Consider the following 21355-nt stretch of genomic DNA (forward strand, 5'->3'; position numbering starts at 1 on the left):
AACCTGGTCGAGCTTGGTCTCTTCCGCGCTGACATAGGCAAGCGCGCCCGCGCCAGTCAGCGCCTCGATGCGGCGGATGCCCGCGGCGACGCCGCCTTCGCTGACGATCTTGAACAGGCCAATGTCGCCGGTGCGGCCGACGTGCGTGCCACCGCATAGCTCGGTGGAAAAGTCGCCCATCTTGAGCACGCGCACTTCATCGCCGTACTTCTCGCCGAACAGGGCCATCGCGCCGAATTCGATCGCATCCTTGTAAGCCATCAGGCGCACATCCGCGGCAACGTTGCGGCGGACTTCGTCGTTGACGATATCCTCGATGCGTTGCAATCCATCGCGCGTCACCGGCGCGAAATGCGAGAAATCGAAACGCAGACGATCGGGCGCGACCAGCGAGCCTTTCTGCGTGACGTGCTCGCCAAGTACCTGACGCAAGGCCGCGTGCAGCAGATGCGTGGCCGAATGATTGAGCACGATCGCCTGGCGACGCGATCCATCGACCTCGCCACGCAGCGTCGCACCGACTTTGAGCGACTTGCCGCTCCAGTGGCCGACATGGCCGTGATAGGCGCCGGCAAGTTTGACTGTGTCGCGCACCGCGAACTTGCCGTCGGCCGAACTCAGCACGCCGGTATCGCCAACCTGGCCACCGGATTCGGCGTAGAACGGTGTGCGTTCGAGGATCAGCGTGGCGTCTTCGCCATCGCCGAGTTCATCGACCGTGCGGTCGCCGCGCACGATCGCAACGAGTTTCAAACCATCGGCAGCGAGCGTGTCATAGCCGAGGAATTGCGTCTGCGGCAGTTTCTGCACGACGTCCGCCGACAACGTACCCTTCGACTCGAATTGGCTCGCCGCGCGTGCGCGTGCGCGCTGCTTCTCCATCAATTGGACAAACCCAGGGCGATCCAAACGAAATCCACGCTCGCGGGCTAGATCCGCCGTGAGGTCGTAAGGAAAGCCAAAGGTATCGTAGAGCTTGAATACGACATCAGCGCTAATCGTAGACTCATGCGGACGCTCGGTGTCGGGATAACCTTCTTCAGGCTCAAGCGATTTCTGGAATTCAGTGCGCGGAACGAGATTGCTAGTCGCTCCTTCGAATATCTTCATTCCGTTTTCTAGCGTCTCGCCGAAACGTTCTTCTTCAGCCTTCAGCGCCTTCTCGACCGTGTCGCGTTTCGCGGCAAGTTCGGGATAGGCCTGCCCCATTTCGGCGACGAGCGCATCGACCAACTTATAGAAGAACGGCTGTTTCTGCCCCAACATGTAACCGTGGCGCAAGGCGCGGCGGATGATCCGGCGCAGCACATAACCGCGACCTTCGTTCGATGGCAGCACGCCGTCGACGATCAGGAAACTGCAGGCGCGGATATGATCGGCAATCACGCGCAGCGATTTGTTTTCCAGATCGGTCGTGTTGGTCAGCTTGCCCGCGACCTTGATCAAATGCTGGAACAGATCGATTTCATAGTTGCTGTGCACATGCTGCAGGATCGCCGCGAGACGCTCCAGGCCCATGCCGGTATCGACGCAGGGCGCGGGCAAATTCGACAGCGTGCCATCGCCCGCGCGATCGAATTGCATGAATACGAGATTCCAGATTTCGATATAGCGATCGCCGTCCTCGTCCGGCGATCCCGGCGGGCCGCCGGCGATATCGGAACCGTGGTCGTAGAAAATCTCCGTGCACGGTCCGCACGGCCCGGTGTCGGCCATCTGCCAGAAATTGTCCGATGCGTACGGCGCGCCCTTGTTGTCGCCGATGCGGATGATGCGTTCGACCGGCAGACCGATTTCCTTGTGCCACAGATCGAAGGCTTCGTCGTCGGTGTGATACACGGTGACAAGCAACCGATCCTTCGGCAGCTTGAATACATCGCTCAGCAATTCCCAGGCCCAGAGGATTGCCTCGCGCTTGAAATAGTCGCCGAACGACCAGTTGCCGAGCATCTCGAAAAACGTGTGATGGCGCGCGGTGTAGCCGACCGAATCCAGATCGTTGTGTTTGCCGCCCGCGCGCAGGCAGCGCTGCACATCGGCGGCGCGCACATAGGACAGCTTCTCGCTGCCGAGAAACACGTTCTTGAACTGCACCATGCCCGAGTTGGTAAACAACAGGGTCGGGTCGTTGCCGGGCACCAGTGGCGCCGACGGCACGATGGTGTGGCCCTTGGCCTTGAAGAAGTCGAGAAAGGTCTGGCGGATTTCGGAACTGGTTTTCATCGGTCTTTTACGACACGTGACTAGTGCAAATACACAAAACACCACAAGAATCGTCATTCCGGCGAAAGCCGGAATCCAGTGTCTTATTCTGCTTTGGGGAACTGGATCCCGGCTTTCGCCGGGATGACGGACAAAAAGACGATCGGATCGCGCCACGCGCCGTCGAGCATCAATCGACTTCGTCTACTGATTCGGCCATGCCGCTCTCGTCGATGACAAGTTTAACAGCTGCGGCGTCGAAACCGCGACGCAAGAGGAAGGCCGCACGTTTATTGCGCTCGACGAAGTCCTTGGAACGCTTTGTGCCATAGCGGCGGCGCAGTTGGCGGCGGATCAGATCCGGCCAATCGGGCCTGGCTTCTTCGATCAGCGCATGCGCCCTGCTCTCATCGATGCCATGCGTGCGCAACTCGGCGACGATCCAGCGCGCACCGTAGCCACCTTCGAGCCGCGTGCGCACCAGCATCTCGCCGAAGCGGGCATCGCTCTGGAAATCCTTCGATTGCAGCTTGGCCAGTGCCGCGGCTGACTCGTCCACGTCGAGACCACGCTGGGCGAGCTTGGATTTCAGTTCGCGCGCAGAATGCTCGCGACGCACGAGAAGGGCAAGCGCCCTGTTGTACGCATCGCCTCTATCCTTCCGGTCGGATTTACTCATCAACGCGTAAACCCCAATACCCGGGCCTGCGACGATGATGACTGACTGCGACTACAACGATCGCTTCTGCCTGCAATCGATTGCAATCGATAGATCAAGCTGAAAGGAAAACGCGGGAACGAATATCGTCGCGTTTCGGCGATGTATTTCGGCCAGGTTTCAGGCGATTCGCCTATGCGCTTGACCGATTGTTCCAGCTCAACCACAAAAGCATGAGCGGCGATTGGATTTCGTGTTGCATACCACGCTCGTGCACGTTCGATCTCTTCTGCGGCGCTTGGGTGAAATTCGACACGCCTAGTTCCCACGCAACCGAGTCCGCAATCGTTCGCGGACTTCCTCCCAGGAAACGGCTTCGACTTCGCCCAACTCAATCTGCTTGACGCGGCGCTCCACCTCTTCCACCCACGCCGCCTCGATTCCAACTTCGGGTGGCGATTCAAGGCTTTCGAGAAGCAACCCAGCCAAGGCCGCCCGATCCGATTCGGCAAGCTCTGAGGCTTCGACAAAGAGTTCAGTCACGCTGGCAGCCATGGAAATAGCTCCGTCTTGTAAGCAGTTGCTAGCTTAAACCTCCTCCAGCTCCTCTGCCTGCGGCGCGGCAGCGGCGGTCGCCTTCGGCGCCAGCGCGGCACGCAGCTTGTCCTCGATTTCCTTGGCGGCGGTCGGATTGTCTTTCAGATACTGGCGCGCATTGTCCTTGCCCTGGCCGATGCGTTCGCCGCCGTAGCTGTACCAAGCGCCGGATTTTTCCACGATCTTGTGCTCGCTGCCCATGTCGATCAGTTCGCCTTCGCGCGAGATGCCCTCGCCGTAGAGAATCTCGGTGATGACCTGCTTGAACGGCGGCGCGAGCTTGTTCTTGACCACCTTGATCTTCGTCTGGTTGCCGATGATTTCCTCGCCCTTCTTCACCGCGCCGATGCGGCGGATGTCGAGGCGCACCGAGGCATAGAACTTCAGCGCATTGCCGCCGGTGGTCACCTCCGGACTCTGGCCAGGCATCATCACGCCGATCTTCATGCGCAACTGGTTGATGAAGATCACCATCGTATTGGAGCGCTTGATATTGCCGGTCAGTTTACGCAGCGCCTGCGACATCAGGCGCGCCTGCAGGCCTGGCAACTGATCGCCCATTTCGCCCTCGATTTCCGCACGCGGCGTGAGCGCGGCGACGGAGTCGATCACAACCACATCCACGGCGCTCGAACGCACCAGCATGTCGGCGATTTCCAGCGCCTGCTCGCCGGTGTCGGGCTGAGACAGCAGCAGATCGTCGACCTTCACGCCGAGTTTCTCCGCGTAGGTCGGATCCAGCGCATGCTCCGCATCGATAAAGGCGCAGGCGCCGCCCAGCTTCTGCGCCTGTGCGATGACCTGCAGCGTGAGCGTGGTCTTGCCCGAGGCTTCCGGCCCATAGATTTCGACCACGCGTCCGCGCGGCAGGCCGCCGATGCCCAGCGCGATATCGAGCATCAGCGATCCGGTAGGAATCGACTCGATCACATCGACCGCGCGATCGCCCATGCGCATCACGGCGCCTTTGCCGAACTGTTTTTCGATCTGGCCGAGAGCGGCGGAAAGGGCCTTGCGCTTGTTGTCATCCATTGCTGCTACCTCAAAGTATGCGAGTGGACGTGAGATTGGCTGGTATCCGTCTCACGGATTGCGATGCTTGAACACTTCCTGCCGGCAGAGCCCGCCCGGACTTGAATCGGGGTCGGCGCGCGCGCCAAGTGAAGGCGGTTTTGATTCTGATTGGACGGGCAAATTATCCCACACCCCACCCGCTCCCGCATCGGACAATCGACGCGTCAGCTTGTAAGAATTTTCTCTACACCGCGCAGTGCCGCGGCGACGGTCTGCCGGCGCACCGCTTCGCGATCGCCGTCGAAATGGAAGACTTGCGTCTGCGCATAGCCACCACGCCGCTTCCAGCCGATCCACACGGTGCCAACCGGCTTGTCGTGGGTACCACCGCTCGGCCCGGCAATGCCGGTCACGGCGACCGCCACAGTCGCACCGAAGCGCGCCAGCGCGCCGGCGACCATTTCCGTCACTGTCTCCTTGCTCACCGCGCCATGCAGTTCGAGCGTCTCCGGACGCACGCCGAGCAACGCCTCCTTGGCTTCGTAGCTGTAGGCGACGACGCCGCATTCGAACCATGCCGACGAACCGGCGATATCGGTCAGCGTTTTCGCAATCCAGCCGCCGGTGCACGACTCCGCTGCAATAAGGGTTGCGCCGCGTTGGCTGAAAATCGCCGCGATCGTCTGCGCGAGCAGGTTCAAATCATGATCGGTGGCGACGGCGGACGAGGACATGGCTAACTCCACTACAATGCGTGCCTTGCTTCAGTCGAATCCTTCTAACCGATTTTCCCTCTCCGCGCAAAGATGAATCGCGACGATCTCGCCTCCCACACGCCATTGATGCGCCAATACCTGAGCGCCAAGGCCGAGCATCCGGAAACGCTGCTGCTTTTCCGCATGGGCGATTTCTACGAACTGTTCTACGACGATGCGCGCAAGGCCGCGCGTTTGCTCGATATCACCCTGACCCAGCGCGGCGCGTCGGCCGGTGCGCCGATTCCGATGGCCGGCGTGCCATATCACGCGGTCGAGGGCTATCTGGCCAAGCTGGTGAAGCTCGGCGAGTCGGTCGCGATCTGCGAACAGATCGGCGATCCGGCGCTGGCGAAAGGCCTGGTCGAGCGTCGGGTCGTGCGCATCATCACGCCGGGCACGGTGACCGACGAGGCCTTACTCGAGGAACGCCGCGACAATCTGCTGCTCGCCATCGCCGCAGGCAAGAGTGGATACGGACTCGCATGGATCGATCTAACAAGCGGGCGTTTCCTGCTCGGCGAAGTGGTCGACGCCGAACAGCTCGCCTCGGAGCTCGCGCGCCTCGCGCCCGCCGAAACCCTGGTCAGCGAGGATGTGGCGTGGCCGCAGCTTGTCTCCGGTCTGGCCGGCCTGCGCAAACGCGCGCCGTGGCATTTCGATGCGGAAACCGCACAGCGCCAGCTGACGAAATTCTTCGGCGTGCGCGATCTGTCAGGATATGGCTGCGAGAACATGCCGCTGGCGATCGCTGCTGCGGGCAGCCTGCTGGGCTACGTCGAGGAAACACAGAAGTCCGCGCTACCACATCTGTCTGGGCTTGCGGTCGAGAATCCGGGCGAAACCGTCGCGCTCGACGCGGCGACGCGGCGCAATCTCGAACTCGACACGCACCCGAGTGGACGCCAGGAACACACCCTGCTCGGCGTACTCGATTCCACGATCACGCCGATGGGCGCGCGCGCACTGCGCCGCTGGCTGCACCGCCCGCTGCGCAATCGCGACATCCTGCGCCTGCGCTACCAGGCGATCGAAAGCCTGATCGAACAACGCCGTTTTGAGAACCTGCGCGAGGTGCTGCGCGGTATTGGCGACCTCGAGCGCATCCTCGCGCGCGTGGCCCTGCGCTCGGCGCGGCCACGCGACCTGTCCACGTTGCGCGACGGTCTCGCTACCACGCCTGCGCTGCGCGCGGCTGTTGTCGGCTGCGACAGCCCACTGCTCTCACGCCTGCTCGACCAACTCGGAGAGCATCGCGAAACGGCGCGGCACCTCGCCGCTGTCGTACTCGAACAACCGCCTGCCCTGCTGCGCGACGGCGGCGTGATCCGCGCCGGCTTCGATGCGGAACTGGATGAATTGCGCACGCTGTCGACCAATGCCGACCAATTCCTGATCGATCTCGAAGAACGCGAAAGAGCCGCGACCGGCATCGCGACCCTGAAGGTCGGCTACAACAGCGTGCACGGCTATTACATCGAGATCAGCAAGGGCCAGTCCGACAAGGCGCCGACTCACTATACAAGGCGGCAAACGCTGAAAAGTGCAGAAAGATACATCACCGAGGAATTGAAAGCATTCGAGGACAAGGTGCTGTCGGCGCGCGAGCGCTCCCTGATGCGCGAGCGCGCGCTCTACGAGGCGTTGCTCGATTTCCTGATCGAGCGTCTCAGCGCACTGCGCCAGGCCGCGACTGCGGTGGCCGAACTCGACGTGCTCGCCAATCTGGCCGAACGCGCCGACACGTTGAACTGGAAGGCTCCGCAGCTGGCGGAAACCGCCGGGATCCAGATCGCGCGCGGCCGCCATCCAGTCGTCGAACAGGTGCGCAGCGATCCATTCGAGCCGAACGATCTGATTCTTGATGACACGTCTGAACAAGGCGGGCGCCGCATGCTGATCATCACCGGTCCGAACATGGGAGGAAAGTCGACCTACATGCGCCAGGCCGCGCTGATCGTGCTGCTCGCGCATATCGGCAGCTTCGTGCCGGCGGATGCGGCGATCATCGGCCCGATCGACCGCATCTTCACCCGCATCGGCGCGGGCGACGATCTCGCGCGCGGGCAATCGACGTTCATGGTCGAGATGAGCGAAACCGCGAACATTCTGCACAATGCGACAAAGTACAGTCTGGTGCTGATGGACGAAGTCGGCCGCGGCACCTCGACCTACGACGGCCTCGCGCTTGCGCAGGCCTGCGCGGTGCAACTGGCGACGCAGAATCGCGCATTCACCTTGTTTGCGACACATTACTTCGAGCTCACCGATCTCGCCACGCGCTATGACGGTATCGCCAACGTGCATCTCGACGCGATCGAATACGGCGATCAGCTCGTCTTCATGCATGCGGTCAAGGAAGGCCCCGCCAACCGCAGCTTCGGCCTGCATGTCGCCGCGCTGGCCGGCGTGCCCAAGGCCGTCATTGCCGACGCGAGTCGATACCTGCGCGTGCTCGAAGCGAGTGGGCAGCGCTCATCCTCGGCCCCCGCAACGGAAGCCTCGCCGCAGCTCGGCCTGTTCGAAAAGGCCAGCCCAGTCGAGGACGCGCTGCGCGATATCGATGTCGACGCATTGACGCCACGCGCCGCATTGGACCTGCTGTATCGCTTGAAGCATCTTCTGTAGCGGTTTGTGCATAGTGTCGCGTTGCCGGCTCACCTCTCCCGCTGGCGGGAGAGGTCGGCGCGTAGCGCGCCGGGTGAGGGTGGCGCAACATCGAGCGGTGCGCGCTCCCCACACCACCCTCATCCGCCTTCGGCACCTTCTCAGCCGTGCACTCCCTGTGGTCGCCGCCAGCGGGAGAAGGGAATAGAACTGAGCTTCGCGTGTAGAAGTTGTTTGCGGAGGGGCGCACTAGTACGCATCGATATCGCCGAGCAGCCGGATCAGGCGCCGCGCGCGTTTGTCCGGTTTGGTCGGCGGCTTCGAATAGCCGGCGCGCTCCATGCGGCGCTGCTCGGCCGACGCTTCACGGCTCGTGCGGCTGGCTTCGGTTTCCCGATAGAGATTCTGCGCAGCCGCGCCCGACCCGCGTTGCTCGCTGAGCGCAATCACGTCGATCTCGAAGCGCTCCTCGCCACGAGAGATGCGCAATCGGTCGCCGACATGCACGGGCCTCGCCGGCTTGCCTGTCCCCTGGTTGACCTCGACCTTGCCACCCTCGACCGCGTGCTTGGCCAGCGAACGCGTCTTGAAGAAGCGCGCGGCCCATAGCCAGACATCCAGCCGCACTGCGCCGTCGGGGCTGCTGCTTGAATTCGAAACTTCCGATTTCACAACCAATTCAATGCTCCGGACGCCAATCGCGTTGGCCATTCGACCCGGCCCACAGCCCACGTTACGCTTGCGGCGAAGGGGTTTCCATATCTCAAGATTTCAACCGGCAAAGCGCCCAAAACCCGCATGGGTCGAAAATCCCGCGCGCAAATGCAAAAATAGCCGAATGACCTGTGCTGATCGGCGTTGCCGCAAGACGTTCATAAAATCGCTCGGCACCCTCTCGGTGCGCCCGATCGCTTCGTCGATGCTGCGCAGTACGGCCTTGGCAGGGAGTCTTGCGCTTTTCGCGGCATGCGCTTCGACCCATACGAAGGTGCCCGATTTGCCAAACGACGTCCCTGCCACGTGGCAAAACGGCGCACCGGCAGCCCCGGGCCTCCTGCAGCCCGATCTGCAGAACTGGTGGCATGCATTCGACGACGCCACGCTCAACCAACTGATCGAGCACGCCCTGCACGACAATCTCGGCATCCAGATCGCGGGCGAGCGGTTACGCGCCGCGCGCAGCCTGCGCCATCGTGCACGCAGCGAGTTCTGGCCCAATCTCAATTTCCGCATCTACGAAGAAACGTCGCCGGGTGGCTCGACCGGCTATCTGGAGATGGGCTTCGATTCGACCTGGGAGTTCGGCTTTTTCGGCCGCTCGCGGGCCAGCTCACGCATGGCCCTGTCCGATCTGAATACCGCGATCGTCGACGAGGCTGCCGCGCGCGTCTCGGTAATCGCCGAAGTCGCGAAGAACTACGTTGAACTGCGTGCAGCACAGGCACGTGGGCGGGTTCTCGACGACCTCGTTGCGTTGCGGCGCAAGCAGGTCGAGCTGGCGCAGATACGCCTGCGCACGCGCATGGCCTCGGCGCTCGAAGTCGACCGCGCGCAAGTCGATCTGCAACAGGCGTTGAGCGATGCGAGCGAACCCGCGCTCACCATCATGCAAACCGGACAGGCGCTCGCCGTGCTGCTCGGCACCAACTCGCCCGACCCGGCTCTGCACGACACCAGCGCGCAGCCGCGTCTGCCACCGCTCGATGTCAGCCAGACCCCGGCCGACCTGTTGCGCACGCGTCCGGAAATCCGCCGCGCCGAACAGAATGTGCTGCATGCCGCGGGCGACCTCGGTATCGCGCGCGCCGACATGTACCCCAAGCTCGGCATCATCGGCACCTTGATCTCGTCGACCAGCGTCACCGGCGATCTGGACCGCCCGGATAAGGCGGTGCCTCTGCTCGGTCCGATGGTCACGATTCCGATCGTCGACTGGGGTGCACGCCGTGCCGTGGTCAACGCGCGCGAGGCGGCCTTGTCCGCAGCCGTGCTCGCCTACCGCGAAGCCGTGCTCGAAAGCGTCGCCGAGGCGCAGACCGCGCTCGCCCAGTTCGATGCAAAAAGTTTACTTGTGGAAAATGCGCAGAAATCCCTGGCCTTGAACGAGCACGGCGCGCTATCCGCGCAGACCCTGCAACGCATCGGCCTCGGCGACGGCCTCGATACGGCGACGGCGAATCTCGCGCTCGCCCAGGCGCATCTGCAGCAGAGCCTGGTGCTGCGCGACCGCGCCTTGAGCTTCATCGCGCTGTACAAGGCCTTCGGCGGCGCGATCCCGCCACTCAAGGCGCCGAAATGATCGTCGCGCTGGCCCGCAAGACCTTGATCTACGAGTGGCGCAAGTTCCTGCCGGCCGCGCTTGCGGTCGCGTTTTCCGGTCTGCTGCTGCTGATGATGACCGCGCTGATGTTCGGCATTTTCTCCAGCGCCGGCGTGTATGTGAGCAAATCCGGCGGCGATATCTGGGCCGGCTATCCGGGCACGCAAACCGTCGAACTCGGCCGGCCGATCCCGCGCGATACGGAAGTGTGGCTGCGCATGGATCCGGCGGTCGTGCAGGTCGAACCGTTCCAGTGGATCGATGGCGACTGGCGCGGACCGGCCGAGCGCGGCAGCGTGTCGGTGTTCGTCTCGGGCATCGATCCGGCGCCCAATGGCATGATGTTCGCGCACGCGCTGAGCATGCAGCAGCGTGCGGCTCTGCTCGAACCATCGAGCGTGATCGTCGACGCGGCCGACCTGCCCAAGCTTGGCCTCGATATCGGCGGTACGGCGATGCTCAACGGCCATCGGGTCAAGATCGTCGCCGCCGGCAACGGACTGCGCACGCTCGGCGGCGTCAACATCGTCACTTCGATCGCCACCGCACGCCTGCTCGTGGGCGACCCGGCCGACCGCGACAAGATCGCCTACTACATCGCGCGGCTCGCTCCCGGCGCGAACGTCGAAGCGGTGCGCGACCGTCTGGCCAAGGTCGGCGCCAGCCACCGCTTCACCGTGTGGACGCACGCCGAGTTCGCCTACAACGCGGCGACTTACTGGATGTTCGAAACCGGCGCTGGCCTCGGTTTTCTTTTCCTCGCGCTGGTCGTGTTCATCGTCGGCGTGGTGATCACCAGCCAGACGCTGTTCGCCGCGGTCGCCAGCTCGGTGCGCGAATACGCGATGCTGAATGCTCTCGGTGCGGGCCTGGCCGCGCTGCGCCGCGTGATCCTCGAGCAGGCATTCTGGGTCGGCACGATCGGCATCGTGATCGGCGGCCTCGTCAGCCTGACCCTGGCCCTGCTGGCGAGCGGACAGGACGTGCCGATCACCTTCGATCTGACCGCGGGTATCGCCTGCGGACTGCTGGTCATGACGATCGCGCTGATCTCGGGTCTGCTCGCGGTCGGCGCCATCAACGAACTCGAACCTGCGAACCTGCTGCGGTGACCTCGTGACTGCACTGGTCGCCGAATCCATCACCAAGGCCTACACCAACGGCCGCGTCGAGACACGCGTCTTGCAGGGGCTGAGCATGAGCCTGGAACAGCGCGAGCTGACCCTCGTGCTGGGCCCGTCGGGCTCGGGCAAAAGTACACTCCTGGCGATCCTGAGCGGCCTGCTCAAGCCCGACGGCGGCAACGTTTCCGCGCTCGGCGAGGACTTGTGGAAGAAATCGCGCGCGGACCTGGAGAAATTCCGCCTCGAACACACCGGTTTCGTGTTCCAGGGCTTCAATCTCTTTCCCGCGTTGAGCGCGCTCGAACAGGTGATGCTGCCGCTGGATTACCTCGGTCTGCCCAAACACGTCGTGCGCAATCAGGCGCTGGCCTCGCTCGAGGAAGTGGGCCTGGCCTCGCGCGCGCATCTGCGTCCGATCGAGCTGTCCGGCGGCGAAAAACAGCGCATCGCGATCGCGCGTGCGCTGGCGAAAAAACCGCAATTTCTGTTTGCCGACGAACCGACCAGCGCGCTCGATTCGGTCAACGGCAAGAATGTGATCGACGCGCTGCATCGCGTCGCACGTGTGTACGGCGCAACCGTGGTCTGCGTCAGCCACGACGTGCGCCTCTCTGCCGACGCCGACCGCATCATCACGATGGCCGATGGGCGTATTCTCAGCGATATTGCGCAAACAGGTAAGGTGGCGCAACCGACAACCACATCCAGCGCGGAAGGCACAACATGATTGGATTTGACCAAGCCAGGCTCATCATTCCGGTTTTCGCCGGAGTGGCGTTGCTGCTGCTCGCCGCGTGCGGCAAAAACCCCTCCGCAACTCCGCCAGGCTCCGCAGCATCGACGACGCAAAATTTCGTCGCGATCGCGCGCGGCAAAGTCGATGTCGAAGGCGGCCTCGTGCATGTCGCCGCAGCGCGCGACGGCGTCGTCACCGAGCTGCACGGCGATGTCGGCGGCGCGGTGAAAGCCGGCGATGTGCTTGTCGTGCTCGACACCAAACAGGCGCAGATCGCGGCCGATCTGGCCAAAGCCGACCTCGATGCGGCAAACGCCCAGGCCGCGCTGCTGCGCGCCAAGCTGCCGGGCCTGAAACAACGCGCCGCGCGCGTGCTCGAAGCCAGTCAGGCGGGCGCGGCGAGCGGGCAATCGGCGGACGACGTCAAACAGGCGCTGGCCGAACTCAACGCCGAAATCGCGGTCGCCGATACCGGCATCGAAGCGGCGAAGCAGAAAATCCGCCAGGCCGTTTTCGAAGTCGAAGCGCGCACGCTGCGTACACCCGTTGCCGGCCACATCGTCGCGCGCAACACGCATATCGGCGACGTCGTCTCCGCACAGGCATCGCTCGACTTGGTCGAGTTGCTGCCCGACACGCCGCGCATCGTGCGTGCCGAACTCAACGAAGGCTTCGTCGCCAAGGTCAGTCCTGGCATGAGCGCGGAAGTCTATTCCGAGGTCGACAGCGCGAAAATCTACCCGGCGAAGGTCATGCGCATCGGCGAAGTGTTCGGCCCGAGCAAGCTGACCGAGAGCAGTCAGGAAGCAACCGACACGCGCGACGTCGAGTGCATCCTGGAACTGACCAATTCCGATCTCAAGGTCGGCCAACGTGTACAGGTACGGTTTTTGCCGCAGGCGAAATAGGTTTGGGATAACGAGGCGACATGGATTTCTCCCCCGTCATCTTTGTGGTGCTGAAAAACTTATCGTTGAATAATTCAGAGCGCAGAACCCATGCCGTCGCTTCCCCTGCGCAGCGGGGGAAGCTGCCCGCAGGGCTGATGGGGGCGCTTTCTATGCCCGGTCAAGAACCAGAGCGCCCCCTTCCGCCTTCGGCACCTTCCCCCGCTGCGCAGGGGAAGGAAAAGCGATCTGGAAACCGACAGGGAAACACAGCCATGACCAAGGTCAAGTTGAAAATGGGACTCCGCCGAGCATCTGAAAACCGACGAGGATGCCGCTGCATAGCGCAAAGCGCATTTGCTTCGGTCAGCTCAATCCACCAAGCACGGCCGCAAACTTGGCGGTCACGGCCTCGAACCCTTTCTCTTCCGGGTGCAGTTCGTTTGCCCACCATGTTTTGTAGGCATTCCCAGTCAGCGAATTGGAAAGCGTGTGCCTCAGGTCGATGTAGTGCACATGGCTATAGGCTGATTCGCTGACCAGCGCCTGCAGCATGCCGTTGAACCGGTCGATGACATCCTGAATCATCCGCGTGTTCTGCACGAGATCGGCGAACTGCTTTTCCGCAAAACCCGGTTGCAGCCACGGGCCGGGCAGTATCCACCAGCCGCCGAGAAAGCCGCGTCCATCGGGCACGGCATAGTCGTATCCGTGAATCAGGATCGGCAGGGTTTTCCCGGCATAGTGCTGGCTCAGGCTCGTGATCGCATCGAGCATCGCTCTGTACGCTGTCGCAATGCGCTTGTTGATCACACCGTCGACCACTTCGTCGTTCCAACCGACAATCTTTGAGTTCGCATTGTTCAACAACATGCCGAACTCGTCCCCCGCGATATCATCGCCGCCGCCGGAAAGCAGCACCGCTTTGGGAATCGCGCCTTGCGCGGCCACTTTCTCAAAGCAGCGCGCCAGCTTGTCCAGTTGCCCACCTTGGTTGTATGCCATCGCCTCCATCGGGTCGCCGGCGTGCGAAGAAGATTCGATGTTGTAGCCGTATTCGTCGTCCAATAGCTTGAGCACGTCGTGAAACGGATAGTCGAACCAGGAATCGCCCGCCGCGACGAGGTGGCCAATCGTTTGCGAACTGCCCAATGTTTCCTGGCCCTGCGCATTGACCGCCTGCACCTTCAGTTCCATCCGTGCAGGATGAGCAGCAAGGACTTTCGCGCGGCGCGCCAACGCAAACTTGCGCCGTGCAATAACCGCATTGGCGATCTTTTTCCCAACCGTCGCAGCCGTTGTTTTCGCTTTGCGCGCCATCGTTCACCTCCACAGGCAGCTACTTCACAATCATGCACCAGTTGGTGCGGCGAGCTTGACTTTGGGAGACGCGAATTATCGGTAGTCGAGCCAAGTGGACTCGGCTAAGCGGCTCCCACCTGCACAAACTGCGCGAGCCGGCGCACGGCCACCGAGACGATCGGGTAATCGGTCACCACCTGCGAGCGCATGTCGGCGAACATCGCCAGGGTGAACTTGAGCGATGGATCGTCGCGGTTGAGCCATGCGCTGACCAGCTCGGCACCTTTGCCCTTGCCGCCGCCTTCGAGGATCTGCGCCGTGAGCGCACGGTGCTGCGCGTAGAGCTCGTCGCGCAAGCCGCCACGCGCCTGCGCGTGCCATTGCGATTCGACCGGTAGATCCTCGATCTTCTGCATCAGCCAATTGAGGTTCAAGGATTCGCCAAGACCGAAATAAACCTCGGCCGCGGCGGCGATCTTGAGCTTGTGGTCGGTCGCCACGTGGATGATGTCGAGACCCGAACCCGGCGTGCGCAGACCGGCCAGCTCGTCGCAGAGCGCGTCAGGGAAGCCGGCGTTCTTCCAGCGATGCAGCTCGCCGTCGTAGATCGCGCGCTCGCTTGGTGTGACGACCTGGTGCAACTGCTTGCGCAGTTCGCGCATGCCGTCGTGGTACTTCGCCACGGCGCCGGCGATATCGAGCGATTCCTCGGCGTGGTTGAGCAGCCAGCGCGTCGTGCCGCGCAGGCATTGCCAGATCACCAGCAGCGCGTCGATCTGCGCGTTGCTGTTGACCTTGCCGTCGAGCGCCTCGATCTGCGTCCACATCGCGCGCGCGTCGAACACTTCGCGCGCGATGTTGAAGGCGCGCGCGACCTGCGGCGGCGTCTTGCCGGTGTCCTCGCCCATGCGCAGGACGAAGGTCGCGCCCATGCGGTTGACCATCGAATTGGTCACCGCGGTGGCGATGATCTCCCGTTTCAGGCGATGGCGCTCCATGTGCGCGGCGTATTTTTCCTGCAGCGGCAGCGGAAAGTAGCGGCGCAGTTCCTTGGAAAGGTACGCATCTTCCGGCACGTCCGAATCGAGCAGCTGCTGGAAAAGTACAATCTTGGAATAGGATAAAAGTATACACAGTTCGGGGCGCGTGAGACCGAGGCCGCGCGCCTTGCGCTCGGCGAACTCTGCCTCCGACGGCAGGAACTCGATCTGACGGTCGAGCAGACCCTGCGCTTCGAGCGTGCGCACGAAATGCTGCTTGGAGCCCAGGCGCGACACGGACATGCGCTCCATCAGGCTGATCGCCTGGTTCTGGCGGTAATTGTCGGCCAGCACGAGGCGTTCGACTTCGTCGGTCATCGCCGCGAGCTGCACATTGCGCGCGTCCATGCTCAGCTCGCCGCGCTGCACCGCGTCGTTGAGCAGGATCTTGATATTGACCTCGTGATCGGAGGTATCCACGCCAGCCGAGTTGTCGATAAAGTCGGTGTTGAGCAGCACGCCATTGAGGGCCGCCTCGATGCGCCCGCGCTGGGTGCAGCCGAGATTGCCGCCCTCGCCCACCAGTTTGCAGCGCAGCTCCTTGCCGTTGACGCGGATCGCATTGTTGGCGCGATCGCCGGCGTCGGCGTTGGTTTCGTTTTCGGATTTCACGTAAGTGCCGATACCGCCGTTCCACAGCAGGTCGACCGGCGCTTTCAGGATCGCGCGCATCAGATCGTTCGGCGACAGCGCCTCGATGCCGTCCTCGATGCCGAGCGATGCGCGCACTTCGGCTGTGATCGCAATCGATTTCGCGCTGCGCGGGAAAATTCCGCCGCCAGTACTGATCAAGTCCGAGTTGTAATCGGCCCACGACGAGCGCGGCACGCGAAACATGCGCTCGCGCTCAGCGAACGACTTGGCGACGGCAGGATTCGGGTCGAGAAAAATATGCCGGTGATCGAACGCGGCTATGAGGCGGATATGTTTCGACAGCAGCATGCCGTTGCCGAACACGTCGCCCGACATGTCGCCGATGCCGACGCAGGTGAAGTCCTCGGTCTGGCAATCGCGGCCCAGCGCGCGGAAATGGCGCTTGACCGATTCCCAGGCGCCTTTCGCGGTGATGCCCATGCCCTTGTGGTCGTAGCCGACCGAACCGCCAGAGGCGAACGCATCGCCAAGCCAGTAGTCGTGCTCGCCCGAGATCGCATTGGCGATATCCGAGAACGTCGCCGTGCCCTTGTCCGCGGCGACGACCAGATACGGATCGTCGGCATCGTGGCGCACGCAGTTCTGCGGGTTGACCACCTTGCCTTCGACGAGATTGTCGGTGATATCGAGCAGGCCGTTGATGAACAGCCGATAGCAGGCCACGCCCTCGGCGAGCTGCGCATCGCGGTCGCCGCCGAGCGGCGGACGCTTGACGAAGAAGCCGCCCTTGGAACCGACCGGCACGATGACCGTGTTCTTGACCATCTGCGCCTTGACGAGGCCGAGCACTTCGGTACGGAAGTCCTCGCGCCGGTCCGACCAGCGCAAGCCGCCGCGCGCGACGGGACCAAAGCGCAGATGCACACCCTCGACGCGCGGCGCGTAAACGAAAATTTCGCGATACGGGCGCGGCTTGGGCAGATCCGTCACGCGCGCGGGATCGAACTTGAACGCGATGTATTCGCGATGCTTGCCGCCCGGCGTCTGGAAGTAGCTCGTGCGCAACATTGCGCCGATCAGCCCCAGATAGGCGCGCAGGATGCGATCCTCGTCGAGGCTGGCGACCTGATCGAGCATCAGCTTGATCGCCGCGACCGTCGCCTGATATTGCACCTCACGCGCCCCGCCGCGCGCCTTCACCAGCTCGTCGACGATCACGCCGTGATGTTTGTCCATCGACTCCGGCAGCAGGGTTTCGAGCTCCTTCTGCAGGCGCTTCCTGGCATGATCGAGCGCACTCTTGCTCAGCGTCTCGCGCGTCGGATCGAACTTCGCCTCGAACAACTCGACCAGCAGACCCGCGATCAGCGGATAGCGGTTGAGCGTCTCTTCCATGTACACCTGCGAGAACGGCACGCCGGTCTGCAGCAGGTATTTGCACAGACCGCGCAGCACCGCCACCTGGCGCCAGTCGATATTGGCGCTCATGATCAGTTTGTTGAAGCCGTCGTTCTCGGCTTGCCCGCGCCAGATGCGCTCGAAGCTCATCGCGAACGCGTCCTTGATCTGGTCGATGTCGAAGTGGGACATGAGCGCATCGTCCACATCGAAATCCTGGACCACGATCGTCGAGTCGCCCAGGTCCATCTCGTACGGGTGCTCGGACAGGATCTTCAGGCCCATGTTCTCGAGCATCGGCAACGCTTCGGACAAGCTGATCGGCGTGCCGTAGCGAAACAGCTTGAAGCGCAGATCGTTGCCCTTGGTGCGCGACCGGTACAACGAGATGCGAATGTCGTTGGCGTCCTTGAGGCTCGCCGCACTTTCCACGTCGGCTGCGGCAACATGCGGCGTGATTTCCTCGATATACCCGGCCGGCAGGGCCTTGCCAAATCGGCTGGCGAGCTTGCCGCCTTTTTCCTCGCCGTGCTTCTGCAGCAGGATGTCGCGCAACTCGTCGTGCCAGTTGCGCACGATCTGGCTGATCTTGGTTTCCAGCTCGGTCACGTCGTACTGCGGCTTGTCGCCGGGTTTCGGACGAATGATCAGGTGCAGGCGCGCCAGCGCGGATTCGCCGAGCAGGATCGCCGAATCGAGTTTCTCGCCGTGGAATGCACGCTTGAGCAAAGTCTCGATGCGCGCACGCACGTCGGAGGTGAAGCGGTCGCGCGGAATGAAGACGAGGCAGGAGAAAAAGCGTCCGTACTTGTCGCGGCGCACGAACAGGCGCGAGCGCGCGCGGCCCTGCAGGTGCATGATCCCGCTCGCGGTCGCGAACAGTTCGTCCTCGCCGGACTGGAACAACTCGTCGCGCGGCAGCGTTTCCAGGATATTGCGCAGGGTCTTGCCCGAATGCGAATCGCGGCGCAAGCCCGAGCGCTTCATCACCGCATCGTACTTCTGCCGCACCAGCGGAATCTCCCACGGCCGCCGCGTGTACGCACCCTGCGTGAACAGGCCGAGAAAACGATGCTCGACCGTCGGCGTGCCGGCTGCGTTGAATTCGAGCACGCCGATGTAGTCCATGTGGCCCGGACGATGCACCGTCGAACGTGCGTTGGTCTTGGTCAGGATGATCGCGTCGGCCTTGCCCGACACGCGCAGGTCGTGCGCGACCAGCGACTTGAGCGAGCGCGGCGCAACCGAACGCTCGGACTTGCGCAGTATGCCCAGGCCGGTTTTTTCCACCGCCTGCAACACTTCGTCGCCGCCGACCTCGACCACGCGATATTCGCGATAACCAAGGAAGGTGAAATGATCTTCCGCGGCCCAGCGCAGAAATTCCTGCGTCTCGGCCACGCCTTCGGCGGACAACGGCAGTTTCTTGCTGGCGACGCTTTCGGCGATTTCGCGCATCTTCGCGCGCATCGCCGACCAGTCCTCGACGCTGCAAGCGACATCGTGCAGGGAGGCGACGAGCGCCTGCTGCAGGTGTTTCAGTTCCGCCGGCTCCGCGAGGCGATCGACTTCGACATGCATGATCGATTCGGCCAGCGCAGATTTGCCCTTGCCCGCATCGTCCACCGCGAGGCTGAGCATATGCCCGCCCGGATCGCGCGCGATGAAATACACCGGATGGATCACGCCGTGCAGCAGCAGGTTCGATGCCTGCGCGGCAATGCTGACCGAATCGACGAGGAACGGCATATCCCCGGTCACGATCTCGACCACGGTGTGCGTCGATTCCCAGCCGTTGTCGTCGCGCGTCGGATTGAACACGCGCACCGCGGGCTGGCCGGGTTTGCGCACGCGCACGAAATCGAGCAGGCCGCGCAGCAGTGCCGCCCAGGTTTCCGCCGGGCGCGCGGCGATGTCGTCTTCCGCCACGCGTTTGAAGAAGTGGCTGACGAACAGGCGCGCCTCCTGATTCTGCGCTGCGCTCAATGTCGGTTGCAGCACGGCCAGGACTGAATCCACGGTGGTATCGGCGGGTACGAGCTTCGCATTCATGGCGATGGGATTTCCATTTTCCCGGCTGCTGCCGGAAGAACTCGAATTATAGAGCGTTGGACATGGCGTTTTTCACCACGCTTACGTTGCAACGCACAAATCGATTGTCGTTGCATTGAGCGGAGATGCGCTCGCGCCTTCGGAGAAATGTCGGGCCGAAAATTACTCGATCGAACATCTTGCAAGCGAGGGCCCGGTATACCGCGCAGAACGGCTGGGTCGATTTCGATCCGACCAACAACGTGCTGCCCGACCTCGGTCACATCACCTTGGCTTGGGGCCGCGCAACGGCGACGTATCGCCGTTGCGCGGCATCATCCTCGGCGGCGGCGAGCACGAATTGAAGGTGCGCGTCACGGTGACACCCACCGCCGCATAGCCGCGCTCAGGCGCGGCTATGCTCGCCGATTTACTCAGTGGCCGTGGTCGTCGTGCTTGTTGTCGTCGTGATGGCCCTGGCCCTGGTTATGCGCAGCCGGTGCCTGCCCATGACCGTTCGCCGGAGCCTGGTTTACCTGCGCATGATTGGCAGGCGCGTGATTCGCGGGCGCATGATTTGCGGGGCCATGATTCACCTGACCCTGGTTCACCGGCGCGTTGTTGTGATACTGCGCCGCGTTGTTGTTGTGGTACTGCGGCGCATTGTTGTTGTGGTACTGGGCTGGCGCGTTGTTGTTGTGGTATTGGGCTGGCGCGTTGTTGTGATATTGCGCCGGCGCACCGTGATGTTCGGCATGCGGCGCATAACCGCTGCTCGCATGTGGCGCGTCGCGCACGTTGCCGCGCACTTGTTCGCGCCCGCGAAATTCCTGGCGGCTGTGGCCTCCCTCGCGGCGATAGTCGTGCAGCGGCCCGCTGAACGCCCGCGGCGGCGCATGGTGCTGGTAAGGACGATTGTACCAACGTTCGCGCTGCCCCCAGAACGGGCGGTTATGGTAATAGCGGCCCCAGTAATCGGCGATCACGAAGGTGACGATGGGAATACCGATCGCCGCACCGTAACCCGACAACAACACCGGCTGATCGTTGTAGCCGTACTCGATGTAATTGCCCGCAATCCAGCCGCGTTCCTCACCCCAGATCACATCGCACCATTCATAGTCCTCGGTGCAGCCCTGAACGGAGACGGGCTCACCGGCCGGAATCGTGTCGACGATCGGGTAGCTGACATCGGGCCCCGCGCGCAGGTTCATCGTGCCGGTCACATAGCCCTCGTCGGCCAGCGCCAAGGCCGGTGCAGTAATCAAAAATGCAGACGCAATCGCGTAACTCATCAAGCGTTTCATACATCTACTCCCTGGATGTCGAAATCGATTCGATTCTCCACCCACGACGAATGAGCCGCAATCGATTACTTGTAAAGAAATGTTGCGCCAGCAGGCAACAAAACCTTCACACACTGCATGCAAGTCGATTGTTCAATTGCTGCAGCCGAAATCCGACACCAGTGCCAGACGCGTCAGCGGAAACTGACCGCTGCCGAAATTGGCCACGCTCGATTGATAGTTGAATTGCGCCAGCAGACAACTGGTCAGATCGATATCCACCGTGCCCCATGGACGCACCGTCGAGCCCGTAGCCGGGCCGCCGACTTGCAGCACACCGCCGACGTTCTGCGACATGGCCGCATGGATATGCTGGCCGCTGAGCTGACCCACGCCATAAATCCAAGCTTGATTGCCTCTTTGATCGAACGTACTCCAGAGTATCGAGATATCGCCGTTGTCATGGATGCGCTGGATCGACACGTAGTGACCACCCGCGTTGGGGTCGTAGTAGACGCCGTTCATGCCGTTCGCGGTCAGCGCGCCGGCTCCGCCGCCGTATTCGTAGGCGCCTGCATCGCAACCCGTCGCTGAGCGCGTGTAGCCGCGCGCATCGACCGCTTCGCAGTATTGCGCCACGCCGGCGCCCCGAGCAGGGCTGCTGTAAGTCAATGCCTGCGTCGGAATCAAACCGCCGTGATTGTCGAAGGTGCCAAGGCCGGCGTCCTGCACGATCTTGTCGCCGGTGCTGGCGGAGAACCCGCAGCTCGAATCCGTAGCAACATTACCTCCAAGTGACTTGAA

General features: G+C 62.6%; 17 protein-coding genes. 6 read left to right on the forward strand and 11 right to left on the reverse strand.

The features are described 5' to 3' along the window. From alaS to VIE67_RS00800, 6 genes are all read right to left on the reverse strand, one after another. Positions 1-2223: alanine--tRNA ligase (alaS, locus tag VIE67_RS00780; RefSeq protein WP_332022321.1), on the reverse strand; the 2223-nt coding region annotated here is incomplete at its 3' end. Between the two features lie 169 nt (positions 2224-2392). Then, positions 2393-2881, reverse strand: a complete 489-nt coding sequence (locus tag VIE67_RS00785) for a regulatory protein RecX (RefSeq protein WP_332022322.1) — start codon at positions 2879-2881, stop codon at positions 2393-2395. After that, positions 2881-3189, reverse strand: a complete 309-nt coding sequence (locus VIE67_RS14735; RefSeq protein ID WP_414707235.1) for a type II toxin-antitoxin system RelE/ParE family toxin — start codon at positions 3187-3189, stop codon at positions 2881-2883. Before VIE67_RS14735 ends, VIE67_RS00785 begins: the two co-directional genes overlap by 1 nt. After that, positions 3179-3415, reverse strand: a complete 237-nt coding sequence (locus VIE67_RS00790) for an addiction module protein (RefSeq protein ID WP_332022323.1) — start codon at positions 3413-3415, stop codon at positions 3179-3181. The genes VIE67_RS14735 and VIE67_RS00790 overlap by 11 nt, the downstream gene beginning before the upstream one ends. A 33-nt stretch (positions 3416-3448) precedes the next feature. Then, the gene (gene recA / locus VIE67_RS00795; RefSeq protein ID WP_332022324.1) at positions 3449-4489 is read right to left on the reverse strand and encodes a recombinase RecA; all 1041 of its coding nucleotides are present in this window, start codon (positions 4487-4489) and stop codon (positions 3449-3451) included. A gap of 206 nt (positions 4490-4695) precedes the next feature. After that, a complete protein-coding gene (locus VIE67_RS00800; protein ID WP_332022325.1) occupies positions 4696-5205 on the reverse strand; it encodes a CinA family protein in 510 nt (169 codons plus the stop codon). 72 nt (positions 5206-5277) lie between these two features. On the opposite strand from VIE67_RS00800, the gene mutS reads away from it, so the two are divergent. Next, entirely contained in the window at positions 5278-7854 is a 2577-nt protein-coding gene (gene mutS / locus VIE67_RS00805) for a DNA mismatch repair protein MutS (protein ID WP_332022326.1), read from the forward strand. A gap of 228 nt (positions 7855-8082) precedes the next feature. Here mutS and hslR read toward each other — a convergent pair whose 3' ends face one another. Next, positions 8083-8505: an Hsp15 family ribosome-associated heat shock protein gene (hslR, locus tag VIE67_RS00810; RefSeq protein WP_332022327.1), complete on the reverse strand. Its 423-nt coding sequence runs from the start codon at positions 8503-8505 to the stop codon at positions 8083-8085. Between the two features lie 325 nt (positions 8506-8830). Here hslR and VIE67_RS00815 point away from each other — a divergent pair, with 325 nt between their 5' ends. The 4 genes from VIE67_RS00815 to VIE67_RS00830 are packed head-to-tail and all read left to right on the forward strand — an operon-like array spanning position 8831 to position 12921. Beyond that, positions 8831-10132, forward strand: coding sequence for a TolC family protein (locus VIE67_RS00815; protein WP_332022328.1), 1302 nt, complete (start codon positions 8831-8833; stop codon positions 10130-10132). Next, positions 10132-11265, forward strand: a complete 1134-nt coding sequence (locus VIE67_RS00820; protein WP_332022336.1) for an ABC transporter permease — start codon at positions 10132-10134, stop codon at positions 11263-11265. The genes VIE67_RS00815 and VIE67_RS00820 overlap by 1 nt, the downstream gene beginning before the upstream one ends. Positions 11266-11269: 4 nt before the next feature. After that, the gene (locus tag VIE67_RS00825) at positions 11270-12004 is read left to right on the forward strand and encodes an ABC transporter ATP-binding protein (protein WP_332022329.1); all 735 of its coding nucleotides are present in this window, start codon (positions 11270-11272) and stop codon (positions 12002-12004) included. Then, positions 12001-12921 carry an efflux RND transporter periplasmic adaptor subunit gene (locus VIE67_RS00830; RefSeq protein WP_332022330.1) on the forward strand — a complete coding sequence of 307 codons (921 nt, stop codon included), beginning with the start codon at positions 12001-12003 and terminating at the stop codon, positions 12919-12921. Before VIE67_RS00825 ends, VIE67_RS00830 begins: the two co-directional genes overlap by 4 nt. Positions 12922-13266: 345 nt before the next feature. Here VIE67_RS00830 and VIE67_RS00835 read toward each other — a convergent pair whose 3' ends face one another. Both VIE67_RS00835 and VIE67_RS00840 read right to left on the reverse strand, forming a co-directional pair. Beyond that, on the reverse strand, positions 13267-14220 hold the full coding sequence (locus VIE67_RS00835) for a hypothetical protein (protein ID WP_332022331.1): 954 nt from the start codon (positions 14218-14220) through the stop codon (positions 13267-13269). 104 nt (positions 14221-14324) lie between these two features. Continuing rightward, positions 14325-19286, reverse strand: coding sequence for an NAD-glutamate dehydrogenase (locus tag VIE67_RS00840; protein ID WP_332022332.1), 4962 nt, complete (start codon positions 19284-19286; stop codon positions 14325-14327). A 179-nt stretch (positions 19287-19465) separates the two neighbouring features. Here VIE67_RS00840 and VIE67_RS00845 point away from each other — a divergent pair, with 179 nt between their 5' ends. Continuing rightward, positions 19466-19630 carry a hypothetical protein gene (locus VIE67_RS00845; protein ID WP_332022333.1) on the forward strand — a complete coding sequence of 55 codons (165 nt, stop codon included), beginning with the start codon at positions 19466-19468 and terminating at the stop codon, positions 19628-19630. Between the two features lie 69 nt (positions 19631-19699). Here the strand turns inward: VIE67_RS00845 and VIE67_RS00850 are convergent, their stop codons facing one another. Both VIE67_RS00850 and VIE67_RS00855 read right to left on the reverse strand, forming a co-directional pair. Beyond that, the gene (locus tag VIE67_RS00850; RefSeq protein WP_332022334.1) at positions 19700-20572 is read right to left on the reverse strand and encodes an SH3 domain-containing protein; all 873 of its coding nucleotides are present in this window, start codon (positions 20570-20572) and stop codon (positions 19700-19702) included. Positions 20573-20704: 132 nt separating this feature from the next. Next, positions 20705-21355 (reverse strand): choice-of-anchor Q domain-containing protein (locus VIE67_RS00855; protein WP_332022335.1); only part of this gene is annotated, 651 nt, incomplete at its 5' end.

It is taken from the genome of Rudaea sp. (assembly GCF_036560865.1).
In the GTDB taxonomy this organism is placed as follows: Bacteria; Pseudomonadota; Gammaproteobacteria; order Xanthomonadales; family Rhodanobacteraceae; genus Rudaea.